Raw genomic sequence first — 16,433 nt, 5'->3', positions numbered from 1 at the left:
TGCGTCCCAGTTAACGGTACCGTTGGCATCTGCCAACTCTCGCGGCGCGCTCACGAGGCCGCCGTCACGTGTTCTCACCACACGCGGTTTGGCGTTTCGGAAGCGTTAAACCCACCACGAACCAATTTGGGATTGCGGGCCGGTGGGGTAGCTTGGTATCCTTCGGCCTTCGGGTGGCCGTAACCACGATTCAAATTCGTGCCGGCCCATTTCTACTCCATTCCGACGCGACGAACGACCAGCGTGTCGTTCGTCCGTCGACGGCGGTGTGTGCGGCCGCGCGAATTTGAATGAGGCGAGGCGCGCGCAGCGAAGCGAGCACGTCTCGACGTAATTCAATATTCGTGCCGGCCCACTTCTCCTGCGTTTTCGAGTGAAGAGCGCGTGATATCATAGTAGCACGTCCCTATAGTGAGAACAACCCCAGCGCGAGCGGGACGCTTCAAAGCGGTTACTGCTGTTTTGAGTATGCACCTACGTAACTCCGTCCTTTGGGCTACGAGAACAGCGACAACAACATGAACTAACCATCTGCTGAGTATCGCGGTATCTGCGATTAATGAGGTACTACGTTCAGCAGCTGCTTTTCTGGACGCTCAATAAAATGAACCCGAGAGCGGAGGTCGGGGTGTAGTTAGTCCGTTATGGGGACTGATCTTCAAGTTCGACTTCTTCTTGGGTGACTACCGTCTTCGAACCACCGCTGCCAATCGCAGTTACCGTCACCTGAACTGTACTTGAACTGTTCACGGTAATCGTTCCTGACGCTGCTCCGGCAGTGGCAGCAGAATCATATTCGATTGTTGCAGATTCACCCACATCCTCGAGCACCACTGGCCCAACTCCGTCCGCTGTGACGTTCAGTTCGACTGCATTTCCTTCGCTAATCCAAGTCACAGAAGCTGTACCGTCATCCTTCTCGCTAATGTCTGCCCCTGCCTGTACGTTCTCGCTGACTGAGTCGCCGAAGCCGAGCACGAAGCTGGCGATGACGGCGGCGAGGATGACTGTAATCGCGACCATCAGGATGACGCCGATGACCGGGGACACGCCTCGGTCGTCGTCGTCCGGCATCTCGAACATGGTGATCTTCTTCATGGTGTTTGCTGCACGCGACCGGAACGGCTGCGACGACGAGTCGTCGCGCGTGGAGCTACCCTCTCCGTTGCCGAATCCGTGCTTACTGCTTCAAACGGCTCTGTGTACTTAACTTCCCTCTTCAAATGATATACAGATTACCAGTGTTAATGCCACGTTAACCGCTCTCAATCTCGGTGATGCGGTCGTCGGCCGCACCGGAGCGGTGTACGTACCAGGTCTGGCGACACTCCGGCCGTCCACGTAAAGTGGCATTATCGATAATGCGTGAACGGTTCGCGGATTGACGTAGTAGGGCGACCAGATGGCGTGCACGAACTGCGGCAACGGGGGAGACGTCGACGGGTACACGGTCCGGTTCACGCAGGGGGCCGCCGAGCCGACGGAGATGGATCTCGCGCTCTGTCCGGCGTGCGCCGAGGAGTTCAGCGCGGAGCCCGGCATCGAAGTCCAGTAGCCGCAGCCGCGACGGGGATTCCACAGGTTCATATTCCGGGCGCGCCGTTTCCAATTCGATTACTGTGAGCGGGGAGCGCGCCACAGCGAACGCATCGGAGACCGAACAGCAGCCGCGCGTCGTGGTGGTCTGCGGGCTGCCGGGCGCGGGGAAGACGACCGTCGCCGAGCACGCCGCCGACCTGCTCGACGCGGAGCTGTTGCGCACGGACGTCGTCCGGACGGAGTTGTTCCCGGAGCCCGAGTACACGGACGCGGAGATGCGCGCGGTCTACGACGAACTGTTCGAGCGCGCCGCCGCCGTCGTCCGCGGTGGGCGCAGCGTCGTGCTCGACGGGACGTTCCAGCACCGCGAGCACCGCGACACCGCCCAGCGCACCGCCGCCGACCTCGGGGTGGCGGCGACGCTCGTGAAAGTCGAGTGCGAGGAGGCAGTCGTCGAAGAGCGCATCCGCCAGCGCTCGGAGGACGCCAGCGACGCGGACTTCGCCATCCACCAGCAGTACCGCGAGAGCTTCGACAGCATCGAGCGCGAGCACGCCGTCGTGGACAACTCCGAGGGGCTGGCGTCGACGCGCGAGCAAGTTGAGGCGCTGTTCTGAACGCGCTGGAGCGAACGGTCGCGGCAGCCTTTTTTCCGCGTAGCGCGAACCCGCGTTCGTGACCGAGGAGGACTCGACTGACGATTCGCTGGCGTGGGAGACGCTGGACCGCCGCGTGGCCTACGAGTGCCCCGGCTTCGAAATCGCCCACGAGGACGTCCGCTTGCCGGACGGCACGGAGACGGACTTCGACTACCTCGTCGACGACCCCGCGGTCGTCCTGCTGGCGTTCACGCCCGACGGCGATGTCGTCCTCATCGAGGAGTGGCGGCAGGCGGTCGGGCGCGTGAACCGCGGACTACCGGCGGGCGGCGTCGAGAGCGAGGACGCCGACCTCGCGGCGGCCGCGCACCGCGAACTCACCGAAGAGACCGGCTACGAGGCCGAGTCCGTCGAGAAGTTCGGGGAGTTCGAGCCGACGAACGGCGTCGCGGACGCCGTCCACCACTACTTCGTCGCGGAGGGCTGCCGGCCGACCGGCAAGCAGGACCTCGACTTCAACGAGTCCATCCGCGTGCGGACGACCGGCTACGACGACCTGCTGGACGACGTGCGGAACGGCGAGGTTCGGGACGCCCGCACCGCGCTCGGCGTGCTGAACTACGAACTCGGGTAGGTTTATCGTAGCCGACCGCGACCGTCCGGTATGGGCGCAATCGTCTACGAGGACCCCGAGGGCGGAGTCACGAACTGGCAGACCAGCGACGACAACCTCGCGTTCGACGGCGACACCGGCCACTGGCTGGTGACCAGCGACGACGGCAGCACGGTCCGACGGATTCCCCGCGAGCGAGTGTTCTACGTCGAGACCGCCGAGTGAGGCGGGAAAGAAACCCTTACGCGCGGTCGCTGGCTACGATGGCGTAATGAGAGAGGTCTTCGAGGTGACCGCGCAGGACGGCGCGGCCCGCATCGGCGAACTCGAAATCCCGCGAGCGGGCGTGACCGTGGAGACGCCGACGCTGATGCCGGTCGTCAACCCGAACCTGATTACCGTGGAGCCGTCGCGGTTCCCGGAGTTCGGCGCGGAGATGCTCATCACGAACTCCTACATCATCAACAACGACCCGGACCTCCACGAGCGCGCGAGAGAGGAGGGGCTCCACGAGATGCTGGGCTTCGACGGCGCCATCATGACGGACTCGGGGAGCTTCCAGCTCGCGGAGTACGGGGAAATCGACACGACGACCGAGGAGATTCTCCAGTTCCAGTACGACGTCGGCAGCGACGTCGGGACGCCCGTGGACATTCCGACGCCGCCGGACGCCAGCCGCGAGCAGGCCGAGGAGGAACTGGCGACCACGCAGGAGCGCCTCGAACTCGCGGAGACCGTCGACGTCGGCGACATGCTCGTGAACGCGCCCGTGCAGGGCGCGACGTACACCGACCTCCGCGAGGAGGCCGCGCGGCACGCCTACGGCACGGACCTCGACTTGTTCCCGGTGGGTGCGGTCGTGCCGATGATGAACCAGTATCGCTACGACGACGTCGCGGAGACCGTTCTGGCGGCGAAGCGAGGGCTCGGCCGGGACGCGCCCGTCCACCTCTTCGGCGCGGGCCACCCGATGATGTTCGCGCTCGCGGCGGCGCTGGGCTGTGACCTGCTGGACTCGGCGGCGTACGCCATCTACGCCCGCGACGGCCGCTACCTCACGGTCCACGGGACCGAACACCTCGACAGCCTCCACTACTTCCCGTGCGAGTGCCCGGTCTGCAGCGAGCACACTCCGAACGAGGTCGAGCGCATGGGCGACGCCGCCCGCGAGGAACTGCTCGCCGAACACAACCTCCACGTCTCCTTCGGCGAACTCCGGCGCGTGAAGCAGGCCATCAAGTCCGGGAACCTCATGGAACTCGTGGAGGCCCGGGCACACGCCCACCCCCGGACGCTGGACGGCTTCCGCGCGCTCCTCGACCACACCGAGCAACTCGAAACGACGGACCCCGCGAGCAAGGACGCGTTCTTCTACACGTCCGCCGACAGCGCGCGCCGCCCCGAAGTCGTGCGCCACCACCGCCGCCTCGAACGCCTCTCCCCGGAGGGCGACGTGCTCCTCACGGAGGGCTCGGGGAACGACCGCTTCGACGAGTGGTGGAACGTCCTCCCGCCGTTCGGCCCGTTCCCGCGCGCGCTGTCGACGACGTATCCGCTCACGGCGGAGACGCCCGACCGGATGGACCGCGCGGGCTACGGGGCCGCCGCCGACGGTGTCGCCGCGCTCGCGGACGCCAACCCCGAGACGGAGTTCACGCTCGCGCACCGCGGCTGGCCGGACTCCGCGCTCGACCGCGTGCCCGGCGACGTGGAGACTGTGGACATCGCCGCGGACGACGCGTAGGCCGAAAGGCAAGGCAATTGGGCGCGCGGCCCCGAACTGCGTGTATGACCGAGTACTTCGAAGTGCACGCGCGCGACGCCGCGGCGCGCGTGGGCGAGCTCCGGCTCGCCGAGTCGGTGACGACGCCGACGCTCGCGGACGACGTAATCGAGGACGCGGGCAGCGAGTGGGTGCGCCGACAGGACCCGCCCGAGGGCGACGAGTCCGTTCTGACCGTGCTGCCGTACCGCGGCTTCCCGTCCGGCACGGCCGAGGAAGTCCAGGAGTCGTTCGCGCCGGACTACCCGGACGTCGACTTCCCGAGTGCGGCGGTCGTCTCCCCGCAGACCGCCGACGACTACGGCGCGGACGCCTACGTGCTGTCGGGCGCGCCCGGTATCGTCGGGCACGGCGCGGCGTTCCGGGACGCGGTCGTCGACACGCGCGAGGCGATTCCGGACGACACCGCGCTCTACCTCTCCGGGGTGGCGACGCCGCGCAACGTCGCCGTGCTCGTATACGCGGGCGTCGACCTCGTGGACGCCGACCGCGCCGTCGTGCGCGGGACGCAGGGCCGCTACCTCACCACAGAGGGCGCCTACGACCTCGCCGACCTCGACGAACTGCCGTGCTCGTGTCCGGCGTGCCAGCAGCCCGTCTCCGAGTTCGACCGCGAGGACTGCGTCGACCACAACGTCAACGCCCTCAAGGCGGAGTTGGGGCGCGTCCGCCGCCGGATTCGGGACGGCCGCCTGCGCGACTACGTCGAGGGGCAGTCCCGCCACGAGGCGTGGGTGACCGCGGCGTTCCGCGAGTTCGACCAGCAGTACGGCTACCTCGAAGAGCGCACGCCCGTGATGCGGGACTCGCTGCTGCTGTCGGCGACCGAGGACGCGCTCCGGCGCGTGGAGATTCAGCGCTTCGCCGAGCGCGTCACCACGCGCTACCAGAAGCGCCTCGACGGCCACCCGCTGCTGTTGGTACCGTGTTCGGCGAAGAAGCCGTACAGCGAGAGTCAGAGCCACCGGCAGTTTCAGGACGCCGCCAGCTACCGCGCGCACGTCGTCTCGATGACGTCACCCATCGGCGTCGTCCCGCAGGAACTCGAACTCACGTACCCCGCCCAGCACTACGACAGCGTGGTGACGGGGCGGTGGAGCGAGGAGGAGAAGGACTTCGTCGCGCGCGTGCTGAAGCGGTACATCGACCGCACGGACTACCCGCGCGTCATCGCGCACGTCCCCGAGGAGGGCTACCGCGACATCTGCGAGCGCGTCGCCGGGCAGGTCGACGTGCCCTTCGAGTTCACGGTCGAGGACCACCCGACGACCGACGAGAGCCTCGGCGAACTGAACGCGGCGCTCGCCGGCGAGGACAAAATCTGGGTGGAGGAGCGCGAGAAGGCGACCCTGCGCTCTGTCGCGGACTACGTTATCGGCGACGGCGCGGGCGACGAACTGTTCGACGACCTCACGGTGCAGGGCCGCTACCCGAAACTGCAGGCGCTGGACGGCGACGGCGAGCAGTTGGCGGCGCTGGTCCCCCAGTACGGGACGCTGTCGCTGACGCTCGCCGGCGCTCGAAAGTGGGTGGCCAGCGACGCGCCGACCAAGCGCGTGGAAATCGACGCGTTCGTGCCCGAGGGGAGCGTGCTCGCGCCGGGCGTCGTCGACGCGGACGCCGACATCCGGGTCGGCGACGAGGTCGTCGTCGAGGGGCCGGAGGCGTTCGCCGTCGGGCGCGCGTCGATGCCCGGGCCGGCGATGGCCGACGCGACGCGCGGGATGGCCGTCGACGTCCGCCACACCGAGTAGCGGCGAGCGGTCGGGCGTAAGAGCTACGCCCGTGGTGTGTGAACACACTTCTATGCGGGTCCGCGACGTGATGAGCACGGACGTTCTCTCTGTCGACGCCGAGGCGAGCGTCCGCGACGCCGTCGGCCTGATGCTCGACGAGGGAACCGGCAGCGTCGTCGTCGAGAAGGGCGGCAACCCCGCGGGCATCCTCACCAAAGTCGACGTCCTCGAAGCGGGCCACGAACACGACCGCCCGCTCAGCGAGATTCCCGTCTACGCCGCCGCGAGCCGGCCACTGATTACTGTCTCGCCGTCGGCGACGGTGCGGGCGGCGTCCGCGCGAATGTTCGACTACGGCATCCACCACCTCCCGGTCGCGGACGGCCTCGACCTCGTCGGCGTCGTCACTGCGACGGACCTCTTGGAAGCGCAGGACGACTTACTCGTGGAAGCCCGGGACGCCGACGAGCGCCGCGCGGAGTGGGAGGACTAGTCGTCGGCGGGCGGCGCGTCCACCGGTGCGTCGGGGTTGGCGGCGCTCGCTTCGTCGGGCATTCCGAACTGGTGGTCGCCGGTGACTTCGACGCTGCCGCGGCGGACCGTCGCGTCGCCCGCGAGGTGGACGCGGACGGCTTCGACGAGCGCGTCAGCTTCGAGGGGCTGCCCGCGGTCTTTCACGTCCTGGACGGTGGCGGTCGGCGGTACGTCGAACGCGCGCTGGGTGAGAATCGGGCCTTGGTCGAGGTCAGTGGTGACGTAGTGGGCGGTGACGCCGGCGACACGTACCCCTTCCTCGACGGCCTGCCGGTACGCTTGCGCGCCGGGGAACGCGGGCAGCAGGCTCGGGTGGATGTTGATGATGCGGCCGGCGTACCGGAAGACGACGTCGGGACTGAGAATGCGCATGTACCGCGCGAGCACCACGAGGTCGACGTCGTACTCGTCGAGCAGGTCGAGCAGGCGCTCCTCGTCGGGCGTTCCGGAGTCGTCGCCGATGTCGTAGAACGGCACGTCGTGTTCGCGCGCGACGGATTCGAGGTCGGGGTGGTTCCCGACGACGACGCGGATTTCGGCGTCGAACTCCGCGTCGAGGAGCGCGCGCAGGCAGTGGTCTTCCTTGGTGACGAGGACGGCGACGCCCTCGTCGCGCTCGTCGGGGAAGCGCACGCGGACATCGACGCCGAGTTCCTCACCGATGTCGGCGAGGCGCTCGCGGAACGCCGCGCGCGTCGTCGCGTCGCCGGCGAGGTCGGCGGGTTCGGCTTCGCCCTCGGCCTCCCAGCGGTCGTCGGCGTCGTCGACGGGGCTGGTGTCGGCCAGCAGCGTCATGCGGAAGACGCCGTCGCGGACGGTCTGCTCGATGTCCTCGATGTTGACTCCGTGTTCGAACAGCAGTCCAGTGACTTCGGCGACGATTCCCGTGCGGTCGGCTCCGACGACCGTGATTTCGGTCAGGTCGTTCGTCGTCGCTGCCGTCTCTGGACTGCCGTTCGGCTTCGGCATACACGCCCCAACGGCGTCGGCGGACATAAGCGGCGTCCTTCGCGCAGGATTCGGTCAGGACGACAATAGACACGTTCGTGTATCTTCACACGCTTCCAAAAGAGTCTTTGACCACGAACGCACACATCAGCGCGATGACCGCCTACACCGCGACGGTGACGGTCCGACTCAAGCACGGGGTCCTCGACCCGGAGGCCGAGACCACCCAGAAAGCCCTCGAACGCCTCGGCTTCGAGCTCGGGGACCTGCGGTCGGCGGACCGCTTCGAAATCGACCTCGACGCCGCCGACAGCGACGAGGCGGCCGAGCGCGCGGGCGAGATGGCCGACCGCCTGCTCGCGAACCCGACCATCCACGACTACGACGTGACCGTCACGGAGCGCGAATGACGGTTTCTGTCATCCGCTTCGGCGGGTCGAACTGCGACCGCGACGCCGTGCGCGCGCTCTCGCACCTCGGCGTCGACGCCGAAATCGTCTGGCACGAAGACGACCTCCCCGCGGACACGTCCGGGGTCGTCCTCCCCGGCGGCTTCTCGTACGGCGACTACCTCCGCGCCGGCGCGATGGCCGCCCAGTCACCCATCATGGACAGCGTGCGTGACCTTGCCGACGACGGCGTGCCCGTCCTCGGTGTCTGCAACGGCGCGCAAATCGGCTGCGAGTCGAAACTCACGCCCGGTGCGTTCACGACGAACGCCAGCGCGCGCTTCCAGTGCGAGCACGTCCACGTCCGCGTAGAGAACGCCGACACGCCGTTCACCGCCGCCTACGACGAGGGCGACGTGCTCACGCTCCCCATCGCACACGGCGAGGGGCGCTTCGAAATCGACGACGAGCGCTACGACGACCTCGTCGACGAGAATCGCGTGTTGTTCCGCTACTGCGACGAAGACGGCGACGTCACCGACGCCGCGAACCCGAATGGCTCCACGGGCGCGGTCGCGGGCGTCCTCGGCGAGCGTGAATCCGTCGCGGTGTTGATGCCCCATCCCGAGCGCGCGACGCTCCCCGAACTCGGCCTGACGGACGGGCAGGGCGTCCTCGACGCGTTCGCGTAATCTCTCGTGTGCGGTCTCCTTAACCGTGAAATACCGGATCTACAGGCCAGTGAACACTGTGTTCTGGGCCCTGATCTTTTGTCCCGGTTGCTTCTCAGCCGAATGTAGGAGATATATCTCCTCTATACGGAACATATATCTTCCTGGTGTTGTTAATGTCGTGTATGGACGACGACCCCAGAGAATCATCGGCGTCCTCGACGGAACCGGGTGGTGCACGAGACCACTGGACGGAAGATCGAACGACGTTCCAGCGAGTCTACGACGTCATGACTGGTGTCACAGAATACGCTACAGCAAGCACTGTTGCTGATCGTGCAGCCTGCTCGACGGACGGCGCCCGAGATGCGCTGGCTCAGTTGGTTGAGATGGGAATCGTCGAACAACAGAATGGCCGTCCTGTTGAATATCGACGAAATAACTCGTATTTCCGCTGGAAGCGCATCGACGAACTTGCGACAGAACACTCGGCGACCTCGCTTCGGTCGCAACTTGAGGATCTCCTTGCCGAAGACGAAGCATTCCAAGAGCAATTCGACGCACCGAACCCAGACTCGATATCGCCGACGGAGTTCGAGACCACCGACCACGACCAGATTCACGACCGCTTGGACGCGGTGCGTCACTGGCGGAGTACCCGAAACGATATCGAAGTACTCCAACAGGCCATCCACCGGGCAGAACAGCAACACACCGCCGACGATACGGCATCCCCCTAGCCAGCCCGAGGGATGTCTGAGCCACCGAACAACGAGGATGCGGTCCCGCAAGGTCGGCTCGACCAAACGACGCTCCAAACAATGGGGCGCCGTGCCGGGACGCACCCACTCGTCGAATCCTGGCAGTTCCAACCGAACAGCATCTCCCCCAGAAAGCTCGAGGTCCAACTAGACCGTAGTACGTACCCGGATGCTGTTGCTAGCGCCAGACTAGATATCCACTGGTTCACGACTGACGACTACTACCTCCACTACATCGAAACCCGAGAAAGCGCCAACTACCAGTGTCGCTGGGACCGCCACCCGAAAACGGACGCCCCCAGAAGCCACTTCCACCCACCACCAGATGCCGGAATTGCTGAAGATTCCTCGCTTAGCCCCCATCACCTTGGGGTGCTCTTCTCTGTCCTAGATTGGATTTCTGACCGAGTACAACGCCTCCACGAGTGAGTTAACTCGACTTCACATTTCCACTCCGAACGGCCGGAGCTGTCACTCCGCGAGCGGGAGGTTGTAGCTCGTCTCGCGCTCGACGACCGCGTCCCACGTCGCCTCGCACTCGCAGGACACCTCCGAGAAGACGGAGGGGTCCTGCCGGAGGTCGAAGTCCTTGATTGCTTCCTGCACGAGGTCGTCGCACTCCCCGCAGTTGTGCGGGCCGCGGTCGCTGCCGTGGCCGACGGGGTCGGAGACGACGATGGCGTCCGCGTCCGCCGTGGATTCCAGCACCTCGGCGACCGACCAGAGCCACGGCGGCCGGTAGCCGCCGCGGAAGTGCAGTTGGTCGACCATCGTGTACCGCTGGACGTTCGTCGGGTTCATCGAGACCGTGTGGCAGCCCTCCACTTCGGCGCACTCGCGCACGGACTTCTTCATGTCCTCGACGGCCTCGGATTCGGAGAGGAACGGCGGCTTCATCAGCAGGTACGCCTTCACGCCGGCGTCCGCTTTTCGGGCCTCCGCGCACGCGGCCTCGAAGTCACTGAAGTCGAAGTACTTGTTCACGCAGTCGTGGCGCACGCGGTCCGTCGCGGTTTCGAGGCCGATTGCGACATCCGTCTGTAGTCCGACCTCGGTGAAGTCCTCGATTTTCGATTGGTCGACGAAGTCCGGCAGGCTCTCCACGACGATGCGCTCGCGGTCCGCGAACGTCTCGGCGATGGCCTGTCGCGTCTCGGCGGGCACCTCGCGCTCGTCGAGGAACGACCCGCTCGTGTAGATTTTTATCAGGCCGCTCTCCTCGTCGGCTTCCTCCTGTTCGTGTTCGAGGCAGGCGTCGACCTGCGCCATCAGGTCCTCGTGGGCGACCGTCCCGCCCTCCACGGACTCGGCGACGTACCCGCACATCGTGCAGCCACCGGCGCGCGCCCACCGGCACCCGCCCGTGTTGAGGATAATGGTGAGGCTCTGGTAGACGCCGTCGGGCGTGTTGTCCTCGTCCAGCCAGACCCGCGTGGGTTCGTCGGGCGCGTAGTCTTTCGCGCCCTTCTCGTCGCGCAGCTCCCGCATCACCTGATTGTGGGCGTCCATCCCACGCCCCTGCTCGTAGACCTCCGCGCTCGGCTCGCTCATTGGCTAGTGGGAGTCGACGCGGGCGTAAAGCGGCTTCGTCTACGCCGCTGAACCCAGAACAGTCGCAAAGACCGGCGCGTTAGAATCCGAGTGGCCGCAGGGCCGACAGCAGTCGACCGACGCCGCGCGCTCGCTGCTCCTCGTCTTCGTCGTCGTCGGGAGTCTCGGCACCGATTAGTGAACTCTGCCCGACTGTCGCGCCGATGACGCTCGTGTGCTGCAACATTCTTGTTCTCGCCTCGTGCCTCCGCGTTGATGTACTTCGTGGCTCCGGCGACTACTCGACGGTCGCGAGCCGCCAGCCGACTGCGCCCGCGGTCGCGCCGAGGAGGTTCGCGAGCGCGTCGAGAACGCTGGCAGTGCGTCCGACGGTCGGCTGAACGACTTCCACGCCGACTCCCAGTAGCGTCGCAGCGAGCACGACAGCGATGAGCGCACGGGTAGTCTCCGCTCGCTGCGAGCCCGTGACGGAGAGCGCGATGGTGGCGTAGCCGGCGGCGTGCAGGAGTTTGTCTGCGTCTGCGGGGAGTCCGCCGGCCGCCGACCCGGGCGCCAGCGACCCGGCGAGCACGGCGCTGATTGCGACCACGGCGACGACCGCCCAGCGTCGCGGCGTCACTCCTCGAACGCGGCGAGCGCGTCGGCCAGCGGCGGCGCGTCGAACCACTCGTGGCCCGTGTAGCGGTTCGCGCCCGCGGCGTACATGTCCGCCGTCGCCTGCACGAGTTCCTCGGGGAGCGGGTCCGGGGAGGTCTCGCAGAGGGACTTCCAGTCGGCGACGCCGCGCTCGTCGGCCTCGCGTTTGGCGCCGCCGACGGCCTCGACCCACTCGGGGTCGGTGCGCTTGTAGTACTGCCGGACGACCTCCTTGGAGACCTCCCGGCCCTCGTACGCGAAGCGGTTCTCGTCGAACGTCCCCGCGACGTCTGCGACCTGCACCTCGCCGTCCACGTAGAGGCACTCGATTTTGCCGTCCTCGTGCGTGAACCCGGCTTCCTCGGCGCGCTCGGTGACGACCTCGTTCACGCGGCGCGCGAGTCCGTCCAGCTCCTCGATGCTCGCGCGGCCCGCGATGGCGTCGGCCTCCTCGCGGGAGAGGTAGCGGTCCTGTTCCTCGTACTTCGTGGAGAACTCCACGACTGGCTCCGGGAGGCCGACCGGCTCGTCGGGCCACGACGAGAAGTCGAGGTCGAACTCGGCGGGGTCGCGGCGTTTCCGCAGGCTCGACCCGACGGGGACGCTGTTCCGGAAGACGACTTCCAGCGGGACGAGGAAGTTGCCGTCCGCGGCGGCGTGGTAGGCGTCGTAGTCGTAGCCGCCGTGTGTGCCCTCGCTGTCCCCGACGAACGGGAGGTCCGGGACCTGCGTGAGCGCGATCTCCATCTCGGTCGGCGGCTCGTCGGCGTCCGCCAGCGCGACCGTCTCGCCCTCGCTGTCCCGGACTCCTACGTAGTGCGTGGGGACGCCCTCGGTTTCGAGGAGTTCGAAGTTGAACGCGCCCATCGTGCAGAGGCTCGCGCCCTTCCCCGGAATCAGGTCGGGCATCTCCCCCCAGTCGAACACCGAGTAGCGGTCGCTGAACTCGAAGACGCCCCGGCCCAGCGCGTCCCGCGTCGCTCCGGCTTCCACGCGGAGCGCTTTGACGCTCATCATGGGTGTACGCGCGGCGGCGACCACCATGAATCTTTCACTCTCGTGCCCACAACGCCACCGCGCCGCGTCGAGTTGTCCACGTTCGCGCATGGTCTCGAAGGGGTGGCCGCTGTGGCAGGCTTTTTGGCGGTGGCCGCGCTGGACTCGAACATGTCCGACGCCGCCGGCGAGTTCGATTTCGACGTGGTCCCCGAGTCCGACCAGTCGTTCGAGAACGCGCTGGCGAACGCCCGCGACGGCCGCCGCCTCTCCGTCGCGGACGGCATCGAACTCATCACCACCGGCACCGACCGCGACGGCATCGACCCGCGGCGGAAGGAACTCGTCCTCGAAGCCGCCGACCGCCGCCGCGCCGAGGTCGTCGGCGACGAGGTGACGTTCGTCGCGAACGTCAACAACAACGTCACCACGGCCTGCAACACGGGCTGTCTGTTCTGCAACTTCAAGGACACCGCCCAGAACTTCGAGGCCGACGCGCCCGACGACCACGCCGGCTTCACGAAGACGCCCGAGGAGTCGTACGAGGTCGTCGAGGACGCCGTCGAGCGCGGCGCCTACGAGGTGACCTCCGTCTCGGGCCTCCACCCCGCGTTCGGCCTGAACGACGACCACCGCGCCGCCCTCGACCCCGACGACCCCGAGCACAACTACAAGCCGCCCGAGCGCTACACCACGGACCCCCACACGTACGTCGAGCAAATCGAGGCGATGAGCGACGCCGGCGCGCACGTCCACTCGATGACGCCCGAGGAGGCCCACCACGCCCAGCGCGGCGTGGACTGGGACTACCGTCACGTCTACCGCGAACTCGCCGACGCCGGCCTCGACACCGTGCCGGGAACTGCAGCCGAAATCCTCGTCGACGAGGTGCGCGACGTCATCTGCCCCGGGAAAATCGACACCGGCGAGTGGGTCGCCGCGATGGAGGCCGCCGCCGACGTCGGCCTCCCGATGACCTCGACGATGATGTACGGGCACGTCGAGAACGCCGCCCATCGCGTCCACCACCTCGGCGTAATCCGGGACTTGCAGGACCGCACCGGGAACATCACGGAGTTCGTCCCGCTCTCCTTCATCCATCAGGAGACGCCCCTGTACGACCGCGGCGTCGTCGAGACCGGCGCCAGCGACGCCGAGGACGAACTCCTCGTCGCCGTCGCGCGCCTGTTCCTCGACAACGTTGAGCACATCCAGTCGTCGTGGGTGAAGTTCGGGAACGCGAAGGGGCTGAAACTGCTGAACTGCGGCGCCGACGACTTCATGGGCACCATCCTCAGCGAGGAAATCACGAAGCGCGCGGGCGGCCAGCACGGCGAGTTCCGGTCGGTCGCCGACTACGCCGACATGATTTCGGCCATCGGGCGCACGCCCGTCGAGCGCTCGACGGACTACACCGAGCGCCGCGTCCTCGACGTCGACAGCGACACGCTCGGCCCGCAACTCGGCCCGAAAGCCGACGGCACGCCGCTGGTTCCGGACCACGACGGCGACGGCACGCGCGGCGCCGCGAGCGCCGACGACTGATGGTCCGGGGTGGTCGCCAGTGATGGCCACGACGCACGCCGCGATGGGCGTCCTGTTCGCTACGCCCGTCCTCTGGGTCGCGCCCGACGTAGCGGCGCCCGCCGCGCTCGGCGCGATGGCCGGCGGCGTCTTCCCCGACTTCGACGTGGGCGTGCTCGAACACCGCAAAACGCTGCACTACCCCGAGCACTACTGGCCGCTGGCCGCCGCCGCGTTCGCCGCCGCCGTCGCCGCGCCGTCGGTGCTGACGGTCGCCGCCGCGTTCTTCGTGCTGTCGGCGGCCGTCCACTCCGTCACCGACGCGCTCGGCGGCGGCCTCGGCGCGCGCCCGTGGGCGAACGACGACCAGCGCGGCGTCTACTCGCACTACCGCGGCCGGTGGATTCGGCCGCGGCGCTGGATTCGCTACGACGGCGCGCCCGAGGACTTGCTCGCCGTGGTCGTGCTCTCGGCTCCCGGCGTCGCGCTGTACGGCGGCCTCGTGCGCGACCTGACGCTCGCGATGCTCGGCGTCTCCGTCGTCTACACGCTCCTCAGAAAACGCCTCCCGGCCTTCGACCTGGCCTGACTACGGCCGCGGCGCGCCCCCGCCGAGCACCGACTGGAACCGCTCGCTGCCGGCGACCGCGCGCCCGATGCGCTCGCTCACCCACTCGTTCTCCACGCCGTTCTCGGGGAGGAACCGCTCGTAGACCGGCAGGCGCTCGCGGAGCGGCACGCCGCCGTGGTCGGCGATGGCTTCGAGTTCGCGCAGCGCCGGCCACGCGTAGTCGGGGTTGATGTGGTCTTTCGTGACCGGGGAGACGCCGCCGAGGTCCTCGACGCCGCAATCGAGGAGCGCACGGGCGTCCGCGAGGTTCGGCGGTACCTGCACCGCCACGTCCTCGGGGAGGACCGCGCGCGCCATCGCTACGGCGCGCCGCATCGTCTCCCGCTCCGGCGGGTCCTCGGTCCAGCGCTCGTTCGGACTCACCGGCTGGACGATGACCTCTTGGACGTGGCCGTGGCGCTCGTGGAGGTCTCGAATTGCGAGCAGGCTGTCTGCGCGGTCGCTCCAGCCCTCGCCGATGCCCGCCAGAATCCCGGTCGTGAACGGCACACCGAGTTCGCCCGCCACGTCGATTGTGTGGAGGCGCTGCCCGGGGTTCTTCGCGCGCGGGCCGCCGTGGGCCTGCACGTCCGCCGTCGTCTCCAACATTACGCCCATCGACGCGTTCACGTCCGCGACCGTCGCCAGCTGCTCGCGCGTCTGGTCGCCCGGATTCGCGTGCGGCAACAACCCCTCCTCCAAGGCGATTTCGCAGGCGTGCCGGAGGTACTCGTGGATGGAGGCAAAGCCCCACTTGTCGAGTTGGTCGTGGACCGCCGTGTAGCGGTCGTCAGGGTCGTCGCCGAACGTGAACAGCGCCTCCGTACAGCCCGCTGCGGCGCCCGTCTGGCACGTCTCCCGAATCGCTTCGGGACTCATCAGTTCGGCCTCGCCCGGCGGGTCGTAGTACGTGCAGTACGTACACGTGTACCGGCACGCGGTCGTCAGCGGCACGAACACGTTCCGCGCGAACGTCAACTCCTCGGCGGCCTCGACGTCCTCGGGGCGCACGTCGAGGGCGGCCGCCCGGTCCGCGTCCCGAATCTCGACGTCGACACCGTACTCGTCGGCGCCCGGAATCGAACTCACGGCTGCACCTCCCCCTCGTCCTCGCGGCCGCCGTACGCGTCGAGGTTCCGCGCGACGAACGTCACGTACCCCGACAGCGACGCCGCCGACACAACCACCAGTTCCGCGAGACTGCTTGCGCTCGCGGACAGGAAGAGGTTGCTGCCGGCGTAGCCGACGACGCCACCGACGGCCGCCGCCAGCAGCGCGTCCGCAGCGAGGCCAGTCGCGGGCCGCTCGCGGAGCGCGGCCGTCCGGCCGTGGCTTCCCAGCGGCGTGTACGCGTCCGCGAGCGCGAGCAACACCGGCAACACTGCGCCGACCGCCGTCGGCGACGCCGCTCGCGAGGGCACGCCCGCTCCCGCAAGCGCGGCCAGCGCGGCCTGAAAGAGCACCGCCCCCAGCACCGCCAGTCCGAGCAGCGCGCCGACCGCTCGCGCCAGTTGCAACGGCTGCATACCCGTGCGGTCGGTTG

The 16,433-nt window shown here is 67.7% G+C and carries 20 protein-coding genes and 1 tRNA gene; 13 read left to right on the top strand and 8 right to left on the bottom strand.

The genetic code is table 11. The annotated features are described in order from the left end of the window. Positions 1-136 precede the first annotated feature (136 nt). Positions 137-209: transfer RNA gene (locus tag AVZ66_RS11050), tRNA-Pro, on the top strand. Between the two features lie 433 nt (positions 210-642). Here AVZ66_RS11050 and AVZ66_RS11045 read toward each other — a convergent pair. Then, positions 643-1,098 (bottom strand): type IV pilin, encoded by a 456-nt coding sequence (locus AVZ66_RS11045; protein ID WP_058984132.1) that lies wholly within the window; start codon positions 1,096-1,098, stop codon positions 643-645. Between the two features lie 304 nt (positions 1,099-1,402). On the opposite strand from AVZ66_RS11045, the gene AVZ66_RS16285 reads away from it, so the two are divergent. The 7 genes from AVZ66_RS16285 (at position 1,403) to AVZ66_RS11020 (ending at position 6,763) form a co-directional block, all read left to right on the top strand. After that, a complete protein-coding gene (locus AVZ66_RS16285) occupies positions 1,403-1,555 on the top strand; it encodes a hypothetical protein (protein WP_157575652.1) in 153 nt (50 codons plus the stop codon). A 64-nt stretch (positions 1,556-1,619) separates the two neighbouring features. Further along, positions 1,620-2,156 (top strand): AAA family ATPase, encoded by a 537-nt coding sequence (locus AVZ66_RS11040; RefSeq protein ID WP_058984131.1) that lies wholly within the window; start codon positions 1,620-1,622, stop codon positions 2,154-2,156. A 58-nt stretch (positions 2,157-2,214) separates the two neighbouring features. After that, positions 2,215-2,772: an NUDIX hydrolase gene (locus tag AVZ66_RS11035; RefSeq protein ID WP_058984130.1), complete on the top strand. Its 558-nt coding sequence runs from the start codon at positions 2,215-2,217 to the stop codon at positions 2,770-2,772. 30 nt (positions 2,773-2,802) lie between these two features. Then, positions 2,803-2,976 (top strand): hypothetical protein, encoded by a 174-nt coding sequence (locus tag AVZ66_RS16680; protein WP_197407761.1) that lies wholly within the window; start codon positions 2,803-2,805, stop codon positions 2,974-2,976. 46 nt (positions 2,977-3,022) lie between these two features. Next, complete coding sequence (gene tgtA / locus AVZ66_RS11030; protein WP_058984129.1) at positions 3,023-4,495, top strand: tRNA guanosine(15) transglycosylase TgtA; 1,473 nt, start codon at positions 3,023-3,025, stop codon at positions 4,493-4,495. A 44-nt stretch (positions 4,496-4,539) separates the two neighbouring features. Then, entirely contained in the window at positions 4,540-6,288 is a 1,749-nt protein-coding gene (arcS, locus tag AVZ66_RS11025; protein WP_058984128.1) for an archaeosine synthase subunit alpha, read from the top strand. Positions 6,289-6,340: 52 nt separating this feature from the next. Beyond that, positions 6,341-6,763: a CBS domain-containing protein gene (locus AVZ66_RS11020; RefSeq protein WP_058984127.1), complete on the top strand. Its 423-nt coding sequence runs from the start codon at positions 6,341-6,343 to the stop codon at positions 6,761-6,763. On the opposite strand, the gene AVZ66_RS11015 is transcribed toward AVZ66_RS11020, so the two are convergent. Beyond that, positions 6,760-7,773, bottom strand: coding sequence for a formyltransferase family protein (locus tag AVZ66_RS11015; RefSeq protein WP_058984126.1), 1,014 nt, complete (start codon positions 7,771-7,773; stop codon positions 6,760-6,762). The genes AVZ66_RS11020 and AVZ66_RS11015 overlap by 4 nt on opposite strands. Before the next feature lie 134 nt (positions 7,774-7,907). On the opposite strand from AVZ66_RS11015, the gene purS reads away from it, so the two are divergent. From purS to AVZ66_RS11000, 3 genes are all read left to right on the top strand, one after another. Then, positions 7,908-8,162 (top strand): phosphoribosylformylglycinamidine synthase subunit PurS, encoded by a 255-nt coding sequence (gene purS / locus AVZ66_RS11010; RefSeq protein WP_058984125.1) that lies wholly within the window; start codon positions 7,908-7,910, stop codon positions 8,160-8,162. Further along, a complete protein-coding gene (purQ, locus tag AVZ66_RS11005; RefSeq protein ID WP_058984124.1) occupies positions 8,159-8,833 on the top strand; it encodes a phosphoribosylformylglycinamidine synthase I in 675 nt (224 codons plus the stop codon). Before purS ends, purQ begins: the two co-directional genes overlap by 4 nt. Positions 8,834-8,997: 164 nt before the next feature. Next, positions 8,998-9,552: a hypothetical protein gene (locus AVZ66_RS11000; protein WP_058984123.1), complete on the top strand. Its 555-nt coding sequence runs from the start codon at positions 8,998-9,000 to the stop codon at positions 9,550-9,552. Positions 9,553-10,044: 492 nt separating this feature from the next. Here the strand turns inward: AVZ66_RS11000 and AVZ66_RS10995 are convergent, their stop codons facing one another. The 4 genes from AVZ66_RS10995 to AVZ66_RS10980 form a co-directional block, all read right to left on the bottom strand. After that, complete coding sequence (locus AVZ66_RS10995) at positions 10,045-11,124, bottom strand: archaeosine biosynthesis radical SAM protein RaSEA (protein ID WP_058984122.1); 1,080 nt, start codon at positions 11,122-11,124, stop codon at positions 10,045-10,047. Between the two features lie 79 nt (positions 11,125-11,203). After that, positions 11,204-11,350, bottom strand: coding sequence for a hypothetical protein (locus AVZ66_RS16675; RefSeq protein ID WP_197407760.1), 147 nt, complete (start codon positions 11,348-11,350; stop codon positions 11,204-11,206). A gap of 51 nt (positions 11,351-11,401) precedes the next feature. Further along, on the bottom strand, positions 11,402-11,743 hold the full coding sequence (locus tag AVZ66_RS10985; RefSeq protein ID WP_058984121.1) for a VanZ family protein: 342 nt from the start codon (positions 11,741-11,743) through the stop codon (positions 11,402-11,404). Next, positions 11,740-12,777 (bottom strand): phosphoribosylaminoimidazolesuccinocarboxamide synthase, encoded by a 1,038-nt coding sequence (locus AVZ66_RS10980; protein WP_058984120.1) that lies wholly within the window; start codon positions 12,775-12,777, stop codon positions 11,740-11,742. The genes AVZ66_RS10985 and AVZ66_RS10980 overlap by 4 nt, the downstream gene beginning before the upstream one ends. Before the next feature lie 150 nt (positions 12,778-12,927). On the opposite strand from AVZ66_RS10980, the gene cofH reads away from it, so the two are divergent. Both cofH and AVZ66_RS10970 read left to right on the top strand, forming a co-directional pair. Beyond that, on the top strand, positions 12,928-14,301 hold the full coding sequence (gene cofH / locus AVZ66_RS10975) for a 7,8-didemethyl-8-hydroxy-5-deazariboflavin synthase subunit CofH (RefSeq protein ID WP_058984706.1): 1,374 nt from the start codon (positions 12,928-12,930) through the stop codon (positions 14,299-14,301). A 22-nt stretch (positions 14,302-14,323) separates the two neighbouring features. Then, positions 14,324-14,869 carry a metal-dependent hydrolase gene (locus AVZ66_RS10970; RefSeq protein ID WP_231727106.1) on the top strand — a complete coding sequence of 182 codons (546 nt, stop codon included), beginning with the start codon at positions 14,324-14,326 and terminating at the stop codon, positions 14,867-14,869. Here AVZ66_RS10970 and cofG read toward each other — a convergent pair whose 3' ends face one another. Beyond that, complete coding sequence (gene cofG, locus AVZ66_RS10965; RefSeq protein WP_082678830.1) at positions 14,870-15,979, bottom strand: 7,8-didemethyl-8-hydroxy-5-deazariboflavin synthase subunit CofG; 1,110 nt, start codon at positions 15,977-15,979, stop codon at positions 14,870-14,872. Further along, positions 15,976-16,416, bottom strand: a complete 441-nt coding sequence (locus AVZ66_RS10960) for a hypothetical protein (protein WP_058984118.1) — start codon at positions 16,414-16,416, stop codon at positions 15,976-15,978. Before AVZ66_RS10960 ends, cofG begins: the two co-directional genes overlap by 4 nt. Positions 16,417-16,433 lie beyond the last annotated feature (17 nt).

It is taken from the genome of Halobacterium sp. CBA1132 (assembly GCF_001485535.1).
Lineage (GTDB): Archaea > Halobacteriota > Halobacteria > Halobacteriales > Halobacteriaceae > Halobacterium.
This window is presented reverse-complemented; position numbering and strand designations above follow the sequence as displayed.